General features: G+C 60.1%; 18 protein-coding genes. 6 read left to right on the forward strand and 12 right to left on the reverse strand.

The window, feature by feature from the left end:
* Positions 1-46 precede the first annotated feature (46 nt).
* From R3C19_11695 to R3C19_11710, 4 genes are all read right to left on the reverse strand, one after another.
* Positions 47-565: a putative metal-dependent hydrolase gene (locus R3C19_11695; protein ID MEZ6061017.1), complete on the reverse strand. Its 519-nt coding sequence runs from the start codon at positions 563-565 to the stop codon at positions 47-49.
* Between the two features lie 277 nt (positions 566-842).
* Entirely contained in the window at positions 843-1319 is a 477-nt protein-coding gene (locus tag R3C19_11700; protein MEZ6061018.1) for a CbiX/SirB N-terminal domain-containing protein, read from the reverse strand.
* 6 nt (positions 1320-1325) lie between these two features.
* Positions 1326-2216 carry an NUDIX domain-containing protein gene (locus R3C19_11705; protein ID MEZ6061019.1) on the reverse strand — a complete coding sequence of 297 codons (891 nt, stop codon included), beginning with the start codon at positions 2214-2216 and terminating at the stop codon, positions 1326-1328.
* A gap of 114 nt (positions 2217-2330) precedes the next feature.
* Positions 2331-3158: an enoyl-ACP reductase gene (locus tag R3C19_11710; protein ID MEZ6061020.1), complete on the reverse strand. Its 828-nt coding sequence runs from the start codon at positions 3156-3158 to the stop codon at positions 2331-2333.
* A gap of 219 nt (positions 3159-3377) precedes the next feature.
* Between R3C19_11710 and R3C19_11715 the strand changes: the two genes are divergently transcribed.
* Positions 3378-4442 carry an endonuclease/exonuclease/phosphatase family protein gene (locus R3C19_11715; protein ID MEZ6061021.1) on the forward strand — a complete coding sequence of 355 codons (1065 nt, stop codon included), beginning with the start codon at positions 3378-3380 and terminating at the stop codon, positions 4440-4442.
* Positions 4443-4496: 54 nt separating this feature from the next.
* Here the strand turns inward: R3C19_11715 and R3C19_11720 are convergent, their stop codons facing one another.
* The gene (locus R3C19_11720; GenBank protein MEZ6061022.1) at positions 4497-5381 is read right to left on the reverse strand and encodes a PA0069 family radical SAM protein; all 885 of its coding nucleotides are present in this window, start codon (positions 5379-5381) and stop codon (positions 4497-4499) included.
* Between the two features lie 115 nt (positions 5382-5496).
* Between R3C19_11720 and R3C19_11725 the strand changes: the two genes are divergently transcribed.
* The 3 genes from R3C19_11725 to R3C19_11735 are packed head-to-tail and all read left to right on the forward strand — an operon-like array spanning position 5497 to position 7098.
* Positions 5497-5880, forward strand: a complete 384-nt coding sequence (locus R3C19_11725; protein ID MEZ6061023.1) for a nucleotidyltransferase domain-containing protein — start codon at positions 5497-5499, stop codon at positions 5878-5880.
* On the forward strand, positions 5877-6932 hold the full coding sequence (locus tag R3C19_11730) for an ADP-ribosylglycohydrolase family protein (GenBank protein MEZ6061024.1): 1056 nt from the start codon (positions 5877-5879) through the stop codon (positions 6930-6932). Before R3C19_11725 ends, R3C19_11730 begins: the two co-directional genes overlap by 4 nt.
* A 7-nt stretch (positions 6933-6939) precedes the next feature.
* Entirely contained in the window at positions 6940-7098 is a 159-nt protein-coding gene (locus tag R3C19_11735; protein ID MEZ6061025.1) for an AAA family ATPase, read from the forward strand.
* A 42-nt stretch (positions 7099-7140) separates the two neighbouring features.
* Here R3C19_11735 and R3C19_11740 read toward each other — a convergent pair whose 3' ends face one another.
* The 7 genes from R3C19_11740 to R3C19_11770 all read right to left on the reverse strand — a co-directional run bounded on the left by R3C19_11740 (position 7141) and on the right by R3C19_11770 (position 15144).
* Positions 7141-8652: a sulfatase-like hydrolase/transferase gene (locus tag R3C19_11740; GenBank protein ID MEZ6061026.1), complete on the reverse strand. Its 1512-nt coding sequence runs from the start codon at positions 8650-8652 to the stop codon at positions 7141-7143.
* A gap of 352 nt (positions 8653-9004) precedes the next feature.
* Entirely contained in the window at positions 9005-9841 is an 837-nt protein-coding gene (locus R3C19_11745) for a hypothetical protein (protein MEZ6061027.1), read from the reverse strand.
* Between the two features lie 21 nt (positions 9842-9862).
* Complete coding sequence (locus tag R3C19_11750) at positions 9863-10609, reverse strand: glycosyltransferase family A protein (protein MEZ6061028.1); 747 nt, start codon at positions 10607-10609, stop codon at positions 9863-9865.
* Positions 10555-11229, reverse strand: coding sequence for a hypothetical protein (locus tag R3C19_11755; protein MEZ6061029.1), 675 nt, complete (start codon positions 11227-11229; stop codon positions 10555-10557). The genes R3C19_11750 and R3C19_11755 overlap by 55 nt, the downstream gene beginning before the upstream one ends.
* Positions 11226-11957 carry a hypothetical protein gene (locus tag R3C19_11760; GenBank protein MEZ6061030.1) on the reverse strand — a complete coding sequence of 244 codons (732 nt, stop codon included), beginning with the start codon at positions 11955-11957 and terminating at the stop codon, positions 11226-11228. The genes R3C19_11755 and R3C19_11760 overlap by 4 nt, the downstream gene beginning before the upstream one ends.
* Positions 11958-11987: 30 nt before the next feature.
* Positions 11988-13196, reverse strand: a complete 1209-nt coding sequence (locus R3C19_11765; GenBank protein MEZ6061031.1) for a bile acid:sodium symporter family protein — start codon at positions 13194-13196, stop codon at positions 11988-11990.
* A gap of 4 nt (positions 13197-13200) precedes the next feature.
* Positions 13201-15144, reverse strand: a complete 1944-nt coding sequence (locus R3C19_11770; protein MEZ6061032.1) for a hypothetical protein — start codon at positions 15142-15144, stop codon at positions 13201-13203.
* Positions 15145-15581: 437 nt separating this feature from the next.
* Between R3C19_11770 and R3C19_11775 the strand changes: the two genes are divergently transcribed.
* Positions 15582-17309, forward strand: coding sequence for a PQQ-dependent sugar dehydrogenase (locus R3C19_11775; GenBank protein ID MEZ6061033.1), 1728 nt, complete (start codon positions 15582-15584; stop codon positions 17307-17309).
* A complete protein-coding gene (locus R3C19_11780) occupies positions 17306-19708 on the forward strand; it encodes a DUF1592 domain-containing protein (protein MEZ6061034.1) in 2403 nt (800 codons plus the stop codon). The genes R3C19_11775 and R3C19_11780 overlap by 4 nt, the downstream gene beginning before the upstream one ends.
* Positions 19709-19765: the final 57 nt, after the last annotated feature.

Here is a 19765-nt window from a genome sequence, read left to right on the forward strand (position 1 = left end):
GCCGCTGCGTTCACCGTGTGGAACACGCTGCGGCGCTGCAGGATCATCACTTCCAGCCGCCGTGTTCACAAAGCCAGACGATCTGTGCCGCGTGGTGCCGGGAATGCCAGGCGTAGTAGTTCAGTGCCTTCCAGAGGCTGACGGTTTCTCCCGTCTGAGGATGCAGGAACGTCCTGGCGTATTGGTCGGCAGTCATGGATTCCAAAATCTGAACCCACTTCGCGTGCAGGCCGTGCAGCAATTCCAGGGCCGGGCCGACGTCTCCGCATCGGCAGTCGGCCAGTTGCACCCAATCGGCTTCCTCATACGCCTTGATGGTGGGGTTGTCTTCGGTCAGAGCCCACTTGAAACGAATCACGCTGTGCAGGTGGCTGTCGGCCAGGTGATGCGTGATCTGTCGAATCGTCCAGTTGTGGTAGGGCGTGTCGAGCTGCGAATTGCTGAGCCCCGCGACCGCATTCCTCAGCGCGGCCGGCGCCTGGCGAATGGCATCGGTGAGCCGAACTTTGTCCGATTCGGAATATTCATCAACCGCAGCAAACGGACCGGCAGGATGATCAGGCACAGTCTGGCTCAAGGTGGAAGGATCCCTTTGGGCTTACGATGACAGAATTGGCCGCGCACCTTTTTGCCGTACTCGCGGCAAGCGGATCGCACGCTCCCCCGATTCGTCGGCGACATTTTAGGAGCTGCGATGCGACAACCGACGTGTTGACACGGCAGCGGCTGTGAGGTTCGGTCCTTACTCCGGCTTCTGAAACTACTTCAATGCCAGCACCCACGAATCGGCGAAACCGTCCGCATCGAAACCGTCCGCATTGAACCGGGCAGCTTTCGCAGCGTCAATCGGCGCTGCGGAACAGCCGGCACTGCTGACCGTCCTCACAGGCGTCGCAGTGTTCGTCGACCGTTGTGCCCAAAGCGCGCTGCAGACAGTCTTCGATGCGGTCATTGATGATTTGCAGCAGATCAGGATGCAGCGCGAAGGGAGCGGTCACCAGCCATTCGGTGTCGGGATGGTTTCGCGCGGCGTCGCGGACCATGCGCGGAATGTCTTCCTTCCAGTGCCTGCCGGTCGACAGGAAATAGGGGAACACGATGACTCGGTGGGCTCCTCGTTCAACACATCTGGAGAAAGCGGTGGCGATGTCTGGTTCCGCCAGTTCCATATGAGCGGGCTCAACAATCGAATACGGCGACTGAGCAGCAAACGCTTCCGCCGCTTTCAGCAGCATGTCATTGCTGCTTTGCCGGCGTGAGCCGTGGTCGACGATGATCACGCCCGTGCGTACTGAGGAATCCGCCAATTCGCGGGACACGATTTGTCAACCCTTTTCGAAACACCGGAATCTCGACAGCCAGGCGTCAACTTCCGCCAGCGGGCTGTCCGCCTGAGGCCTGGGAAACAGAGTGCCCCATTCGCCGTGCTGAGCAGTTATCTGCCGAGCCATCCGATTTCGATAGCCTTCGAGAAACCCGACAACCGCCCTACGCTCATCGCCGGAGAGCGCGGCGAATCGTTCCGGGCGCAGATGCAGCAGGAATTCCTGAAAGTACTGTTCCGGATTGCGCGTCATGACTCGCGCCAGCCCCGGCAGCAGATAACGATAGGCGTCGTCGCTGACAAACGTGATCGGATCCCAGCCGGGGTTTCCAACGTGCTTCAACCGCAGATCGTCGCGATCGATCGACTGCAGCAATCGGTCGTGCTGAGCGCATTCGTCGCAGTGTGAGTAGTCAGTGAAGTGCTCCGGCCTGCGAGCGTTTCGGAAGGCACCGGTCAGTTGATCGATCATTCTCGACAGTTCAACGTCGGGCTCCGGTCGCGGGGACGATTGTTCCAGCAGCAGATCCAGCACCTTCCGATTGGCGTCCGGAAAGTCCAGGTACCGCAGGTCGCTGAACGGGACCCACCGAAACGGTTCAGCGGGTGCTGACAGGTCCGCAACATCGGGGCTCAGCGCACAGCGCCAGAAGTCGAGTTCCACGGTGCCGTGTTCGTACTCGCGAGTCGTCGTGACCAGGTGTTCGCGCGGAATGACCATCAGCCCGGTTTCTTCACGGCATTCGCGGACGGCGCACGAACGTGTGGTTTCGTCCGGCTGACATTTGCCGCCGGGGAACTCCGCCTTTCCGGCCAGAGGTACGCCGTTTGGGCGAGTGCCGACCAGCACGTGTCCAGCCGATTCAACCACGGCAATTGCGACTTTGGTCACGGTGGGCAACGCGACGCGCCTTCCGAATGTGGAACGTTGGAGGTCAATCCTGGTGAAGATTCCGTGAGTTCCGTATCTCAGCGTGGCCCGCGCTTTGTCGATGGTTCGGGACTGCTATCCGGAGGTCTTTCGAAGCTGATCGGCGAAGTCCGCCGGAGGTGCTCCCATCTTGCTGAATCCACAGTCCACGTGCATGACTTCCGCAGTGATCCCGCTGGCCAGATCGCTCAGCAGAAACATCCCGGACTTGCCGACTTCGTCCGCCGTGATGTTTCGACGCATCGCCGACATATGGTCGTACAGCGCCAGCATCTGATCAAAGTCGCCGACTCCCTGAGCACTGACGGTCTTGACCGGCCCGGCGCTGATGGCGTTGACGCGTGTTCCGTCCGGGCCGAGTTCGCTGGCCAGATACCGCACGCCGCATTCCAGCGCGGCTTTGCAGATTCCCATCAGATTGTATCCGGGAATCACTTCCTCTCCGCCGAAGTACGACAGAGTCAGGATGCTGGCGCTGTCGCTCAGGATGCCCTTCTTCTTCGCGGCACCCGCCACCGCCAGCAGGCTATAGGCACTGATTTCCATCGCCAGGCTGAAGCCCTTTCGGCTGCAGGCATACGTCGGTCCCGTCAGATCTTCCGGCGGCGCAAAGGCGATGCTGTGAAGAAGAAAGTCAATCCTGCCGAATTCCGATGCGGTGGCGTCCATCACGGCGGCGATGTGATCGTCGTTGCAGACATCGCACGGCATGACAAACTTCGCCCCGATCGGATCGACCAGCTTGCGAACCTTCTTTTCATTTTTGGGCCGGTCGCCGTCCGGCAGATGCGTGAAACCCATGACCGCGCCTTCCTGATGCAGTCGCTCCGTGATCGCCCACGCAATGGAGAAGTTGTTGGCGATGCCCAGCACCAGTCCCTTTTTTCCTTCGAACAATCCCATACGGTCAGTCTTCTTTCCGGCTATTGTGTGGAGTCGCCATGCCGAAGCGACGTTCGAGTCGACGGCGACGGGCTGCGGATGATAAGTTGCCTGGCGCAAATCGTCGACGCAGGCGGAGGGAAACTTGCCTCTGCCGCCGGACCGCCTGACTTCGATCCGAAGCCATTTGTCTCCGCAACGCCGCGATGCGTCCTGAACTCAAACCCGGAAAGCCAAACCATGAGCAAACTTCGTCCCGTTACTGTCCTGTTGCTGGCAGTCGGCGCGGCGCTGCTGGCGGACTCAAACGGCGTCGCCGCGGAACCGCTGCGCGTCATGAGCTTCAACATCCGCTACGGATCAGCCCGTGACGGCGAAAACCACTGGGACAAGCGCCACGACCTGGTTGCGGAGACCATCCGCGACTTCGACCCCGATCTGCTGGGAACGCAGGAGACGCTGCGGTTTCAGGGTTCCTTCCTGCAGCAGCAATTCCCCGAACACACCTACGTCGGCTGGTCGCGAGAGTCCAACCCGGACGGCGAACAGTGCGGACTGATGTTCCGGACCAAACGCTTCGAACTGGTTGATTCCGGCCAGTTCTGGCTCAGCGAAACGCCGGACGAGAAGTTCAGCAAGAGCTGGGATTCTTCCCTGCCGCGCGTCGCAACCTGGGTCCGGCTGCGGCAGAATTCGGACGGCGCCGAATTGCTCTTCCTGAACACTCACTTCGACCACATCGGTCAGGTCGCGCGTCTGGAATCCGCGAAGCTGCTGCGCAAGTTCGTGGAATCGCAGCCCGCGGAATTGCCCGTCATCATCACCGGCGACTTCAATACCGCAGAGAAATCGGAGCCGTACAACGAACTGATTGCCTCAGAACGGCTCGACGACACACGACGAAAGAAGCACCCGATCGCGGAAGCGGAAGAGGGCACGTTCAACGGGTTCAGAGGCACAACCGATGGTGCTCGCATCGACTGGATTCTGGCGTCTCCCGGCTATTCGGTGGTCAGCGCCGACATTGTTCGCACAAACCGAGACGGTCGCTATCCATCCGACCATTTTCCCGTGACAGCACTGCTGCAGGGGTCCGACAGAGTAGCGGCCGTTGCCCCAGTGCGATTGCAGGACTTTTTTTGTCAGCGACGAAACGCTGCGGGCGAACGGGGCTTCGTTCGGATCGTCAGAACAGCCGCATCTGGCCCGATTTGGCGGCGGGAGGACGGAAAAGTTCGCAGTTCTGCGGCGGCATTTTTCCGTCCAGTCCGTGTCTCTGCCGGAACACGCGAAACATGCGGCTGATCTGATCCGCGATTTCGCCGCGACCCGCCATCCGTTCGCCCCAGACCGTGCTGTTCAGGTCGCCGCCGCGCGCGTGTCGCGGATTCGGCCGAGAACCTTTTCGGCGTGGCGATTCTGAGTGCGCTGCAGCCATTCTATAAACACAGGCTCAACGGTCAGCGGCAGCCGCAGCAGGATGTAACCGGCGGTGATCGCACCGGCCGCCTTCGCTGCTTCAAGAATCCGCGGAATCTCTGAATCGTTCAGCCCCGGAATGATCGGTGCTGTCATGACTCCCGTCGGAATGCCGGCATCTGTGAGCATCCGAACAGCCCGCAGTCGCGCCGCGGGGATGCTTGTGCGAGGCTCCATGTCGCGAGCCAGTTCGGGATCCAGCGTTGTGACCGACAGGAACACTTGCACAAGCTGGTCGGCGGCCAGCGGCTGCAGCAGATCGAGATCTCGCAGCACCAACGCGTTCTTCGTGATGATGCTGACCGGCTGGCGGCACTCCAGGGCCACTTCCAGACACTGTCGCGTGAGTTGAAACTCCCGCTCCGCCGGCTGGTAACAATCGGTCACACCCGAGAACGTGATTGGTTCCGGCTTCCACGAATCCCGCGCCAGGAACTCCCGGAACAGTCCCGCATCACGTTTGACGACGATCTTCGTTTCGAAATCCAGTCCGGCATTGAACCCAAGGTATTCATGCCCCGGCCTCGCATAACAATACGCGCAGGAATGGACGCAGCCGCGATAGGGATTGATGCTGTAGCGAAACGGAATGTCGGGCGAGTTGTTTTCAGAGACAATGCTGCGTGAGGCGTCGTCGATGTATTCCACTTTGCGGTTGGTCAGCGTTTTCAGATGTTCCTGATCCCATTCCAAATGTCCGCGATCTGGTTCGTGGCGAACCTTCTCGAAGCGATTTGGAGGATCGATGTTGGAACCATGACGCATGGATCAATGCCTTCTTCCACTTGAAAGACCTTGTCACCAAGTCATTCTACCGGCTTACGTGGCCCGCTGACGATCCTCTCGCGGCATAACACCCGCGGTTGAGCGCCAACATTTCATGGGGAATTCCAGTTTCGCCTCGACGCAGTGGAAGTTTTTTCAGAAGGAAGACCGTCCGAGAGTGAAACCGCTGCTGTACGTCTACCGAGTTCTGCTCACCGGAATTCACCTAATGCGAACAGGCGAGGTCCAGGCGAATCTGGCACATTTGAATGAGTCGTTCAAGCTGCCATACTTGCCTGACTTGATTGAGCGGAAGATCAGTGGCACGGAGAAAGGCACGCCGGATCAGGCCGACCTAGCGTTTCATGAACGGGAATACAAGCGATTGCGGACTGAGCTTGAAGAAGCCTTTGTGCAAAGCAACCTCCCCGAACAACCGAGTGGTGCAACGGCATTGAACGACTTGCTCGTGCGGCTTCGAATGGGGACCGTGCAATGAACAGTTCAGACATCAATGGATGCCTCATTGGAACGGCAGTTGGTGACGCCTTGGGGCTGCCCTATGAAGGACTTTCTGCTCGCCGAGCGATGAAAGTGTTTGGCCCTCCGACACGTCATCGCCTCCTGTTTCGGCGCGGAATGGTCTCCGATGACACCGAACACACATTAATTGTTGCAGAGTCGCTGATCGAATCGGGGGGAGACACGAAACGATTTGAGAGAGCATTCGCCAAGCGTCTGAGACGCTGGTTTTTGTCACTTCCTGCGGGCATGGGGATGGCAACGGCAAAGGCTTGTCTCAAGCTGCTTGTCGGTGTGTCGGCGAAGAGATCCGGCGTTTTCTCTGCCGGGAATGGACCGGCAATGCGAAGTGCGATTCTGGGAGTCTTTGCTGACGATATTCAGCAGCTTTCCGAGTTCGTGCGAATCACGACCAGAATCACCCATACTGATCCCAAAGCCGAAATGGGTGCTTTCGCCATCGCACTCGCAGCGCACCTTGCAAAGTCGGGACGCTTGATTAAACCACAGGAATACTTGTCGCAACTGCGTGAACACCTGCCACCAGATGGTTCAGCGGAGTTTCTCACGGTGATGGAACGTGCCACGGAATATGCTGAGAAGGGGTGTGACACGAAGGATTTGGCGAGTGACATGGGGCTTGTAAAGGGCGTCGGTGGTTTCGTCTACCACTGCGTTCCGGTCGCCGTTCATTGCTGGCTGTCGCACCAAACCGATTTCCGTGCAGCCATGGAGACAATCATTTCCTGCGGCGGCGATACGGATACCAATGCAGCCATGGTCGGTGGAATCATCGGAGCATCTTCTGCGGGTGACTCGATTCCTGTTGAATGGATCGACAGCTTGATTCTGTATCCCATGTCAATTGAGTCAATTGGCAAACTGGCCCAGGAACTGAACAACACAAGGGAATCCGGGGAAGCTGGCGCACCAAAATCGCCACTGTGGGTCTCCACATTTGCGAGAAACGTGTTCTTTCTCGCTGTTGTCCTGTTTCACGGATTTCGCAGACTTCTCCCTCCGTACTGATCATTGAATGCAGATCAAGATTCCAAAACTCTCACTTGTCGTTCTCATCGGCCCCAGCGGGTCGGGTAAGAGTACGTTCGCACGGAAGCACTTTCTGTCGACCGAGGTGCTGTCGTCGGATTATTTTCGTGGACTCGTCAGTGACGACGAAAATGATAAGCCGTAGCCGGTACCGAAGTCTTTGGCGCCGGGGTGGTTCACCGTGGAGTCACGGCACGGGCGGCTGGTCCCACAGTTGATAGGGATCGTGGAGCCGGCGCATTTCTGCCAGCAACAGCGCTTCGAGTTCCCTGCGCTTGTCCGCGTATCGGGCATCGTTGGCGAGGTTGACCTGATGAACTTCCGGCGTATGACCGGTCAACGCGACGACGTCGGGTGCGTGGTGTTCGGCAAGGAATTCATGGGGATTGTCGTTCAGGTTGAACATCTGCGTCTCACGGACTTTGCCGTCCAGCACGTCGTACTTGATCAGCTTCCAGCCGTCGGATGTCTTCACGCTGCGCATGCCGGGTTTCGTGCCGCCGCAGTAGGCTCCGTAAAGGACATCGCGGATGCGGTCGGCCCTGCCTTCCAGCACCGGTCGAAAGCTCAGGCCTTCCATGCCGTCGGGGCGATCGATGCCGGCCAGATCGCACATCGTGGGCAGAACATCCAGCAGGTAGATAAATCCGCTGGCTTCGCTTCCTGCCTGAATCTTCGGTCCGCGGACAAGAAACGGAACTCGCCACGTGTGTTCGTAAAGGTTCTGTTTGCCGGTCAGACCGTGGCGGCCGACAGCGATGCCGTGATCGGCCGTGAAAAAGACGTACGTGTTGTCGAGCTGGCCCATCGACTGCAGTTTGTCCAGGACTCGCCCGATCTGGATGTCGATGTTTTCGATGCAGGCGTATTCTCGACCGAGTTCGTTGCGGATGGTGGCTTCGGAACGGTCCTCCATGACACCTTCGACTTTTGTTTCGTCGCGCAGTCCCGGATGTCCGTGATGAAACGGGTGCTTCGGAAGATAGTTGATCTGCAGCGGCGGAGCGTCCGGGTTGACGGTCGTCGGAGGTTCTGTGCGGTTCTCGGCACCGTACTTCGCCAGCAGTTCCGGCTTGCCGTTGCGTGGATCATGCGGGTGTGAAAAGCCGAGGAACATCAGGAATGGATCTGCGTCGTTTGTCCGTTCTCGCTGTTCCAGAAAGTGCATGGCGTGATCAGAGTGCCACTTGCTGCCGCGTTCGTCGTTTCCTTCGCGCATGTCCTGTTCATGGCGGACCTGGAAATGTTTGTTGGCCGCAGCGAACGTGTTTCCGTTCTTGCACGTGCGGAACGTGTCGTATCCGGCGGCATTGAACAGTGCCGCCATGCTGAACCTTGCGGCTTCCTCCATCGCCTGTTGACGCTGCCGTTTCTCTTCGTCCGTCGTGGCGGGCATATTGGGCAGGTGCCACAGAGTGCGGCCCGTCATGATCATGGTTCGCGAGGGCAGGCAGACGGCACCGGACCAGGAACCCATGTGGTGAGCATCGCGTAACAGCATTCCTTCCCGCGCGATGCGGTCAATGTTCGGCGTGTGGCAAACGTCGTTCCCGTAGGCTCCGACGGCGTGAGGCGACTGATCGTCCGTCAGGATGAACAGGAAATTCGGCCGCTCTGCGGCCGAACTGTGGGCACACATCACGCAATACACCGAGGCAGCGGCCAACAGTCGAATCATACAGCAGGTAACACTTTTCATGGGTTTCTCCGGCAATGAGCGATATTCGCAGAGTTGCCGGATCATAGCGAATTCGACGGGTGGCGTGGTCCGATCCACCGCCGTTGCCGCTCCGATGGCGGTATCGGAACAGACTTCCGCTGCCGTCGTCCTCGCGCTCACGTGCGTCATTCCCGCGCTCACTTCCGTCATTCCCGCGCAGGCGGGAACCCAGCCGCGCGGACTGGGTTCCCGCCTGCGCGGGAATGACGGGCTTGGGAGAATGACGGGCGGCGCGAAATCGCGGGCGGAGTGTCGGCGAAGGCTGCCGCGTGACTGTGGACTCCTGTCGGCGTGTCGGGACATTTCACGTGGTGCAAGGTGTCGCCGAGCATCAGGACTTGCGCGAGACGGTCGATGGACCGAGCGTCTGCAGCAGCGTTGTGCGAAAGGCGTGACAGGTCGCGTGCGGCAGCGGTGCCTGAGCGAGATGGAACGTGTTGGGACGCCGCCAGTCAGAGTGAAGACGACGGTGAAGCGCGGATCGGACTTCGTCGGAAATGTGGGGACTCAGGGCCAGACTGGTGAGTGATCCGAAATCCGTACACGGCAGCAGTGCAGCAGACGAAAACAGCAGGGCTCGCAGATCGTCGGCGTGGCGGTCGTGGGCCGGCAGGTGACGCCGATGGCGTGTGTCGAAGTCGAACCAGGTGGCGCAACCGTTCTGCAGGTCGATGCAGACATTGTCCGCGGTCGCGTCGCCGTGGCTGAGCGGCCAGGATTCTTCATCGTCGATCATGACGCGGCGCTGTTGCAGCGTCAGCAGCGCTTGCAGTGCCAGTTGAACAGCTTCCAGCTTCTGTGGGGCTGGCCTGTTCCGGCTGCGGAGAATCGCGGCCAGAGTGTCGCCGTTGTAAGTGGCGGACACAGACCGCCGCGAAGCAGCTTCGTGTGGCAGTGTCGGAGGTGGCGCGACGATGGCTTCCCAGTGCAGCCATTCGTTTTCGCGCAGGACTTCGCTGTCGGCGCCGATCAGTCTCAGATACCGATTCCCGATGGCAACCAGCGGTGGCGACACGAACGACCGGCGTTTTGCGATGACTTTCCCGTCGCCGGACTTATCGACGCGGACGCGGTGCAACCTGACCTTCGCCAGCAGCATTGCCAACCGCCGGCGGAATTCGTGAGTCACCCGGTTCATGAGACTTCGCGGCCAGGAATCCTGTGGCATCGGTGTCAGCGTCCTCGTCGTTCACCGGATTTTGTCACCGTAGTTGATTCGTCCGCTGCGATGCAGGATGGCCCAGACGTATCGCAGGAACGTACGCGAATATCCGAATGGGCGGCGGTCCATGCGGCGGCTTGACGAGCGAGCGACGATGGAGCGATCGTAGACGACGGCTTCCGGCGATCGGCGGTACAAGCCCGCGAGGATCGGCCATTCTTCGCCGATCGCGACGTCTTCATCGAAGGGACCGTGAGTATCGAATGCTCCGGCCGTGCAGAACATCAACGCGGGCATCGCCTTGGCTTTGGCCAGCGGCAGGCGTCGGACGGAATTCCAGAATCCCCACCAAAGTCTGGCCCGAAATCCGCCGTCCAGAGTTCCCAGGGAAGTGATTCCGGCGGCATTGTCGCGCTGGTGGCAGTGATCGGCGATTCGCCGCAGGCAGTCGGGCGGAATCATCGTGTCGGCGTCCACGAACAGCAGAATTCGGCCGCGAGCTCGCGCGCGACCTGCGTTGCGAGCGCGAGCGGCTCCCGCGGTTTCCAGATGCACGACCGATACCTCAGGACGACCGGCATAGCGTTCCAGAACCGCCTGCGTTCCGTCAGTACTGCCGTTGTCCACGACGATCAGTTCCCAGTGACGCGCAGGAGAATCCCGGCCTGTCGCGGCGAAATGGCTGCCAGCCGCCAGTACGTGGTCGATCGTCTGACCAATCAGCCGCTCTTCATTGCGAGCCGGGATGATGATGGAGAATTCCGGATCCTGCATTCGTTCGCTTCTCTGCCAGGTCTCAGCACAAACAGCTCCCGGCGCAGTCTAATGAACGGCATCGATTCCGGCTCCGTTGCCACCACAGCCAGGCCAGCGTCGTCGAAGGCCTGCATCAGACCTGCCGAAGTGAAGTATCGTTCCGGCATCAGCGGACACGACCGCGCCGGCACCAGTCCGGCAACGCGCGCCAGAAAAAAACCAAAACGTCCGAAGAAGAATTCCCGAACCTTCAGCACGCCCTTCGCGAAGCGTCCTTCATGTGTGGACTGCAGCACGATCACAGACCCGGACGAAACCCGAGCTGCCTCCCGAAGCACCTGCGGCGCGTTGGCAGGATACTGCAGGACGAACAGCAGCAGCGCGGCATCGACGGAATCATCGTCGGCGGGAATCCGGCCGTTCACAATCCTCGACGGAGCCGGCCCGACCCAGTGCAGATCATCGACGTCGAACTCCAGGACCTGCAGCCCTGCCCGTTCTCGCAGCGCTTCTCCGTTGTGTCCCGTGCCGGAGCCGATGTCGGCGATCACGCCGCTATCGGGAAGGTGCGGACGAATCCGCTGAAACAGCCGGATCGCTCGCCGAGACATAATGCGGTTTGCGATCCACGTGATCACGTTTCCTCCGGCGTCATCAATGCGCCAGGCGTCGTCGGCCGGCACCCGCTGTCCAGCAATCGCTCAATCTGTTTCAGTATGAACGGCAGCCACCCGCGAGCAACATCGGCCGGATGAATGACGACACACGGAATCGCGTCTGACGTTAGTTTCCACGCGGCGACGCCCATCGCATGGCCGGCCCACGCGGCGGATTTCAACCAGCCCCAGTCATACGACCACGTAGCAAGTCGGCGGTCAATGGCGCCGTCACGGCACGATTCCAGCCGACGGAAACCCATCACGTACGACAGCCTCTGAAGTTGAACGGCCGCAACCGGCAACTGCCACGCGGGTGGCACCAGGCCATGCACCTTCGAACCGCAAACGGTCTCCAGTTCGTCCTTCGCGGCGTCGATGTGCTGCTGAATCTCCGCCAGAGTCAGCCCGCCGAATTCATCCGAACGATTCGTCAGCCGCGAAACCAGCCCCGGCGAATGTTCGCGACGGTGAGTCAGACCATGCACCAGCCATTCATCACACTCACCGGCGATTTCCAGCATTCGCGCAATGCCCTGCCCCGGACGTTCGCCATGCCACCGAGGAACCGCCGCACACGAAAATCGCGACCCGACAATCCGGCGAACCGCAGCAATCGCCCGCGCCAACTCGCCCTCAAACACCGGCGCAACATCGTGAAAAACAACCAGCAGAGACGAATTGGCCTGGGATGTTTGAGCGTCGTTCACGGAGCACTCTTCCGATTTGTTCTTGTGCCATCAGTCCACGGAGTGCTTTGTGGCGTACGGGTTTGAGGACTGTGCGCCGGAGGTGTCGGGGCCGATGGTGTCGGGGCCGATGGTGTCGGGGTTGGAGTTATCAGCGGGTTCGGGTTTGCCATCTTCCGGTGGTCGTGAGCGCCACCAGGAGGCGAGTACCGAGCCGGAGATGTTCATCCACGGACCGAAGATTGCCGATGCCAGCGCGGCGTCGGAACTCTTCAGGACGTTGACTGCCAGACCGGACGCCATGCCTCCGTTCTGCAGACCGACTTCGATTGCAACCGTGCGGCGAGCGGACTCGTCCAGCCCCGCAATAGCGGCCCCGTAGTATCCCAGGACATAGCCCACCGAATTATGGATCACGGCGATGGCGATCAGAGTCGCGCCGACGCTGAGCAGTTGATCTCGCGACAGGGCCGTGATGATCGCGATGATGTAGCAGATGGAAGCCATCGCCAGCCACGACAGCAGGCGGTCGACCCATGGTCCGCGCAGGTTCAGCATTCGCAGCACGGCGTTGGCGATCAGGCCGGCTCCGATCGGAACAATGATGATCTCCAGGATGGTCATCATCATGTCGACGAAAACGATCTCCACGTATTGGCCGGCCAGCAACTTCATCATCAGCGGAGTCATCAGTGGCGAGACCAGTGTCGAACACGCGGTCATCGTGACGGACAGAGCCACATTGCCTCGACTGATATACGTCATCACGTTCGACGCGACTCCGCCGGGACACGCGCCGATCAGAACGATGCCGGCGGCCACTTCGCCGTGCATTCCGAAGACCGCCGCCAACAATGCTCCGCACAGCGGCATTACGGTAAACTGCAGCACGATGCCGACCAGCACCGCTTTGGGCATCTGCAGAACGCGGGCAAAGTCGGTCAGGCTAAGCATCGTTCCCATGCCGAACATGATCAGCTGAATCAGCGGAACGATCAGCCGTTTCAGTTCGAATCCACCCCACGACAGGAATGCCGCGGGGAAGACCATCGCCGCCGCGACGAAAGCGCCCACCCACAGGCTGAACGCGAAGCCGCGTGCCTTCGTCGACAGATTTGATGCCAGAGCCAGCAGCGCCACGCCGCCGATCAGGAAGGTTCCCGCGGGAACTGCGGCTGCAATTCGCGAACGAGCAATTTCGCCAACAACGCACAGCGCCGCCGACAGCAGGCACAGACGGACAGTCGTCTTGTTGTTCACTCGCTCAGTTGTCCCATGGCAGTCGATATGTTGGCGGATTGGCATATCGTTGCATGTCGATTTCCAGTCGTCCAACAGCTCCCGGAACCAGTTCGACTTCAAACGCCGCGGCGTTGATGGTGTCGAACTGGAACGGATAGTGAACCACCTGACGAACTCGCGTGAATTGATGTTCGCCGAACATGCCTGCCTGCAGGATGACGCGGCGCGGTTCGGCCGGGTTCAGATTCACCAGCTTCAGCCGCACTCCGTTCGTTGTCAGTCGTTCAACAAGTACGGCGACATCCGGCGGAACTCCCGGACGCCGGGCTTCCGGATCGAAATACCGCAGCGACGCATGCAGCAGTCCGCCGTGGTAAATGTGGTTCGGAGCTCCCAGCATGGTCTGCACCAGCCCTTCCAGGACCACCGGGTTCAGCTTCTGCCAGTGATGGACGTCCTGTTCATCGGGCGTCGTCCGGTCGTCGCGGATTTTCTGCAGGCGGTTCTGAGTCTCCTGGTAACAGCCTTTCAGAATCTGCAGCGGGTAGTCGTCATTTTGTCCGTGAACATAGGCCAGCCACGGCAGCGGGTGTTCGGAATCGCCCTTCCCCTTGGAATAGCTGAGCTGGCTCCACGTTTCCGGGTCCGTCAGCTTCTTCAGTCGTTCCATGTCTTCGTCGGCTCGGGACGAGTACCACAGATGCACGAGATACTTGGAGTTGATCGGCTTGAAGTCGTACCAGCCGTCGTCGCCGTGTCGATGGGGCACGACGATGCGGCCGTCTTCTTCGCGAGCCTGGCTGCTGACCAGATCGATGACCGAACGAGGCAATTCCAGAAACCGGGGATCTCCGGTTACCAGGTACGCGTTGGTTCCTCCGATGACTGTCGATTCCAGTTGATTGAACAGCCCATGCGGCCAGCGCCAGCCGTAGTAGCCTCCCCACCATTTGCCGTCCATGAGTTCGCCGACTTCGCCGGATGGGCCGACATTGTCTGGCAGAATGCCGTCATTGGCTTCCACGCGATCTTGCCATGCGCCGACATAGTCGGAAATCCACGACCGGTAGTCCGCATTTCCCGTCAGCATATAGGCATGAGCCATCAGGCTGGTCGAAGTCAGATTCAGCGGTACGTCGCCGGTCATCATTCGCTGATTGATGGCCTGCAGAATGTTCGGGAACAGTGCGTCGTCGTTCCACGCGTCGCTGGATGTCACGCCGGGGATGTCGTCAAACGGCAGCGGATAGTCGGCCAGAATCGGCCGATGAGTCACCCAGTCTTCGGCCGTGTTTTCATAGTGCGGACCCCGGCTGCCGGTCAGCGGAGACCGCATTAGTCGCTTGACCGGATCGTAGTTCGGCGTGGATTCATCCTGACCCGAATACAGCCGTGCAAAGCGAATGGTGCGTTCCCGGTTTTGTTCGCCGTGAGGATTCGAAAGCCCGAAGAAATAGAAGTAGGTGTACGATTCGCCGTGGTGCATCCAGTCATAGTGAGCGTCGAATTCGTTGTGAATCTGGCCGTAGCGCGTGAATTGCCGCGTCACGCCGCCCCACAGCTTTTCCGACAGCGGAGCCAGATCCGCGTGTCCTCCCAGCGCATACAGCAGCGGAAAGTTGTAGAAGCTTTCGTAGCCATCGTCGGAACCGTCCATCCCCGGCCATTCGTCACGCCAGATCAGCTCGCCATCGTTGGTGGTGTATTTTTCCACCAGAGCCATTGCCGCCGGATAACTCTGTTCCAGAACATGCCGCTGCCAAAGCGCCCATTCCGGCGGTTCACCCGGCGTGGTTACGGGAACAGTTTTCAAGCGGAAGTCACCGGTAATGGCCCGGTCGCCGAACTGGGCTCGGCACGACCTGGTGGCTGTGGCTTGCGTGACAGCGGCGGCCATGAGAGCGATTACCAGCATTCGAGTCATGGGTCGAAGGCGTGAATCAGCGGCGAGCGAAATTGCGGCCATGTGCGAAAAATCCTGCGGGGCGAGTTTCAAAGCGGGAGTGTCCGGTGCGAGAACAACGGGGAGAGAAGTGTGAACGCGCCGGGACCGGTCATGATAATTCCGAGTCAGACTGAATGCGTACACAGAAGTTCGACGACGAAGAGTTCCTTGCCTGGATTGCCGCAGGGTCGCGATGCACACTCGACAGTCATTTTTGCAGGACATGTTGCCGAATGGCGACGAACCGGGAACGCGCATCGCTGTCGTTGCAGGAATGCAGTCCAGGGCATTCAATGGTTCCGTTGAGGCGCTTCGCGTCGTGACCGTATGTTTCGGTCGGCCCCGGATCGTTTGCAGGCCGCCGTCGGAATTCTCCGTCCCGCTTCCCATGCGCTGCGGCGCCGATATCGTCGAGCGATTCAACGGACCGGCATCGCCTATCTCAGCGAGACGACTTCATGCTCCGATTCAGGCTGACACGTTTGATGCTGGCGGCAATGTGTGCCGCGATGGTCGTTTGCTTCGTTGGCCTTCAGCAGGTTCCCGCCGATACGACTTCCGCGGAGATCGAAGCGTACCGAGAATTCGCCATGGCTCACCTCGGCGATCCGGAACGCGGGCGGCGGCTGTTTGAGGAACACGAAACGCTTTCCTGTACGGCCTGCCATCGGATCACTGGTCTGGAAAAGAGCGGGCCGAACCTGGATGGCATCGGCGACAAGTTCACTCGTACGGAACTCATCCGGCAGGTGCTGGAACCGAGTGCAGAGATCAAACCCGGCTACGAACAAACCGTGGTTGTGACGTCCGATGGAGTAACTCTGGCCGGCCGCGTGGAACGTGCGACCAAACTGGAGGTTCGGCTGATCGACGCGAAGGGTAGACAGACGAATTTCGCCCGCGACGACATCGACGAACTGCACGTGTCACTGAAGTCGCTGATGCCGGACAACATCGTCACCACCGTTTCGAAGGAACAGTTTGCGGACATCATCGCCTACATGCAGACTCTGAAGTTTGGTGTGAAGACGGGGCTGGCGGCGGGAGGCCGCGCGGTTGACATCCCGCGTCTGACGAAGCCGGTTCGCTTCATTCCGGCTTCTTCGGATGCCGTTCGTTTCGAGAACCCGGTTTACTGCAACTCAATTCCGGGATTGCCCGGCCAGTTGATGGTTGTTGAGCATGCACTCGCTCGTGTCTGGCGGCTGATACCTGACACTGACAACCCGCGGAAAGAGCTGTTTCTGGATCTCAGTGACGAGGTTCATGTGAGTCCGAATCAGGGAATCATGTGCCTGGCGTTTCACCCGCGGTTTGAAGAAAACGGTCGGTACTTTCTGGAATACGAAGTCGAGGAAGCCGGACAGGTCAGGACCACGATCGCTGAACGCAAAGCTTCCGCCGACCGGCTAAGCGACAGCGGTCAGCCCTCAATTCGACTGCTGGAAGTTGATCAGCCGGCGTACAACCACAACGGCGGCTGCCTCACGTTCGGCCCGGATGGAATGCTGTACGCAGCCTTTGGCGACGGAGGACCGCAGGAAGATCCGCCGGGCAATTCGCAGAACCCCAAAGTCCTGCTGGGTTCCATGATTCGCATTAACGTCGACGAAGCTGACGGCGCGCGGGCGTATTCGATCCCGCCCGACAATCCGTTTCTGGCGGCTCATCAGGCTGATCCCGCTGTGCGTCCGGAAACCTGGGCGATCGGGTTTCGCGAACCGTGGCGGTTTACATTCGACAGCCTGACCGGCGATCTGTGGCTGGGAGACGTCGGGCAAAACAAGTTCGAAGAAATCAGCCTGGTGAAACGCGGTGAGAACCATGGCTGGAACGTCCGCGAGGCCTTCGCGCCGTTCTCTGACGAGTATCGACGTGAGGGGGAAACTTACACCGAACCGCTGTTTGCGTACGAACACGGTTTGGGGTTCTCCGCCACAGGCGGCTACGTGTATCGGGCCAGGCGGGACTCATCGTTTTACGGCGTCTACATCTTCGGCGATTACAACACTCGCCGAGTCTGGGGACTGCGGCAGCGCGGCGGCGAACTGCTGGACGTGAAAGAACTCGGTACGGCACCGGGCGGCATTGCGTCGTTTGGACTGGATGACCGCGCAGAACTGCTGCTGGTGACTTATGACGGCGGCATCTTCCACGTTGATCTGTCAGAAGCGGAGTACGAATGATGCGGCGCGACGCAAATATCGGCCAGCGCGTGGCTCGTCAGCAAAGTTATACGATGCCTGCATTAGTATTCCTTGTCTGCGCACTGTGCTGTTGCCGGACGAAACTTCGCGCGGACGAAACGGCGGACGCCGCGTTTGGTCAGCCGGTGCAGAGTCTCGTCAGTGAATTCTGCATTGACTGCCACACGGGCGGCGACGCGTCCGCGCAGCTTGACCTGGCCGCTCTTCGGCGATTGGCTGTGGAACCGAATGTTGATGCGTGGGAGAAAGTTGTCCGCAAGCTGCGTTCCCGGCAAATGCCGCCCGTGGATGTGCAGCGTCCTGATGAAGAAACTTACGACGCCGCTCTCTCCGCGCTGGAACGCGAACTTGACCGCGTGGCTCGTGAGCACCCGCATCCCGGACGCACGGAGACCTTCCGCCGACTGACTCGCACGGAGTACCAGAACGCGATTCGCGATCTGCTGGCGGTCGAAATCGACGCCGCTGACCTGCTGCCAAAGGACGAAGTCAGCCACGGGTTTGACAACATCACCGTCGGCGAGCTTTCGCCGACGCTGCTGAATCGCTATGTGACGGCGGCCCGGAAGATCGCTCGAACGGCCGTTGGAGGCGTCAGCCGGGTTCCCGGCGGCGACACCTTTCGCGTGCGGCCCGATGTGACGCAGGAAGACCACATTCCCGGGCTTCCCGTCGGCACGCGCGGCGGCACGCTGATTTTGTACAACTTTCCGCAAAGCGGTGAGTACGAAGTCACAGTGCGCCTGACTCGCGACCGCAACGAAGAAGTTGAAGGCCTGCGTGGACGCCACGAACTGGAAGTCCTGCTGGATCGCGAACGTGTCGCCGGATTCACGGTTGAACCGCCGCCGAACGGCAGCCGTGATTTCAGCAAGGTCGATGCGCATCTGGTCGCGAGGTTTCATGTGACCGCTGGTCCTCACAAGCTGGGAGTCACGTTTCCGCGGACCTCCCATTCGCTCGTGGAAACAAGTCGGCAGCCCTACAAGGCCCGCTTCAATATGCATCGGCACCCGCGCCTGAGCCCGGCTGTGTTTCAGGTGTCGATCACAGGTCCGTACGAAGCGACCGGCCCCGGAGACACTCCCAGCCGACAATTGCTGTTCGTGCGCCGACCGCGAGACTCTGCCGACGAAGACGCCTGCGCGAAGGAAATCATCTCCACATTAGCGCGGCGAGCATGGCGCCGCGATGTCAACGACGACGACATCAGCGGACCGATGGAATTCTTCGACGCCGACAGGCAGGAAGCCGGTTTCGAAGCCGGCATCGAATCCGCTGTGACGGCTGTGCTGGTGAACCCCGAGTTCCTGTTTCGCATCGAGCGTGATCCGGCAGATTCGCGGACCGGCGATGTCTACCCGATCAGCGATGTGGAACTGGCTTCGCGGCTGTCGTTTTTTCTGTGGAGCAGTATTCCCGATGACGAACTGCTCGATCTTGCGGTTGAAGGGCAACTTCGCGACTCGGAAGTTCCTGGTCAGCAGGTGCGACGAATGCTGGCGGATGAACGGTCGGAGTCGCTGGTCACAAACTTCGCCGGACAGTGGCTGTATCTTCGCAATCTGGAATCTGTCACTCCCGATATGCGGCTGTTCCCGGACTTCGACGACAATCTGCGACAGGCCATGAAGCAGGAAACAGAATTGTTCTTCGCGGACATCGTACACAACGACCGCAGCGTGCTGGATCTGCTGCGCGCCGACTACACCTTTCTGAACGAACGGCTGGCGGCTCACTATGAGATTCCGCATATTCAGGGCAGCCGTTTTCGCCGAGTCGAGCTCGAACCGAACGGTCATCGCGGCGGATTGCTGCGGCACGGCAGCATTCTGACCGTCACATCGTACGCCACGCGCACGTCCCCGGTGATTCGAGGGCACTGGATTCTGCAGAACCTGATCGGCGCGCCGCCGCCTCCTCCTCCCGCAAACGTGCCGGCGCTGAAGGACAATACGGTTGAAGCCAGTTTGCCCGTGCGGGCACGGCTGGCTCAGCATCGAGCCGACCCGAATTGCGCGGGCTGCCACAACATCATGGATCCCGTCGGCTTCGCTCTGGAGAACTTCGATGCCGTCGGGCGCTGGAGGGATCTGGAAGTCGGTGAACCGGTCGATGCGTCCGGCGGACTTCCCGACGGCAGCGAATTCACCGGCGTCGAAGGACTGGAAGACGCCCTGCTGCGGCGACCGGAATTGTTCGTCGGTACCGTCGTCGAAAAGCTGATGACGTACGCACTGGGGCGCGGGCTGGATGCTCACGACGCCGCAGCCATCCGCAACATCGTGCGAGACGCCGCAGCCGACGACTACCGCTTCTCGTCGCTGATCCGGGGAGTCGTCAACAGCGTTCCGTTTCAGATGCGAACCGCGGAATGATTGTCTGCAGCTTGGAAGTTGAGGCTTGCGGGAAGCGACCGCACCGTGCCGCAGCCC

The organism is Planctomycetaceae bacterium, from assembly GCA_041398785.1.
Classification (GTDB): domain Bacteria; phylum Planctomycetota; class Planctomycetia; order Planctomycetales; family Planctomycetaceae; genus JAWKUA01.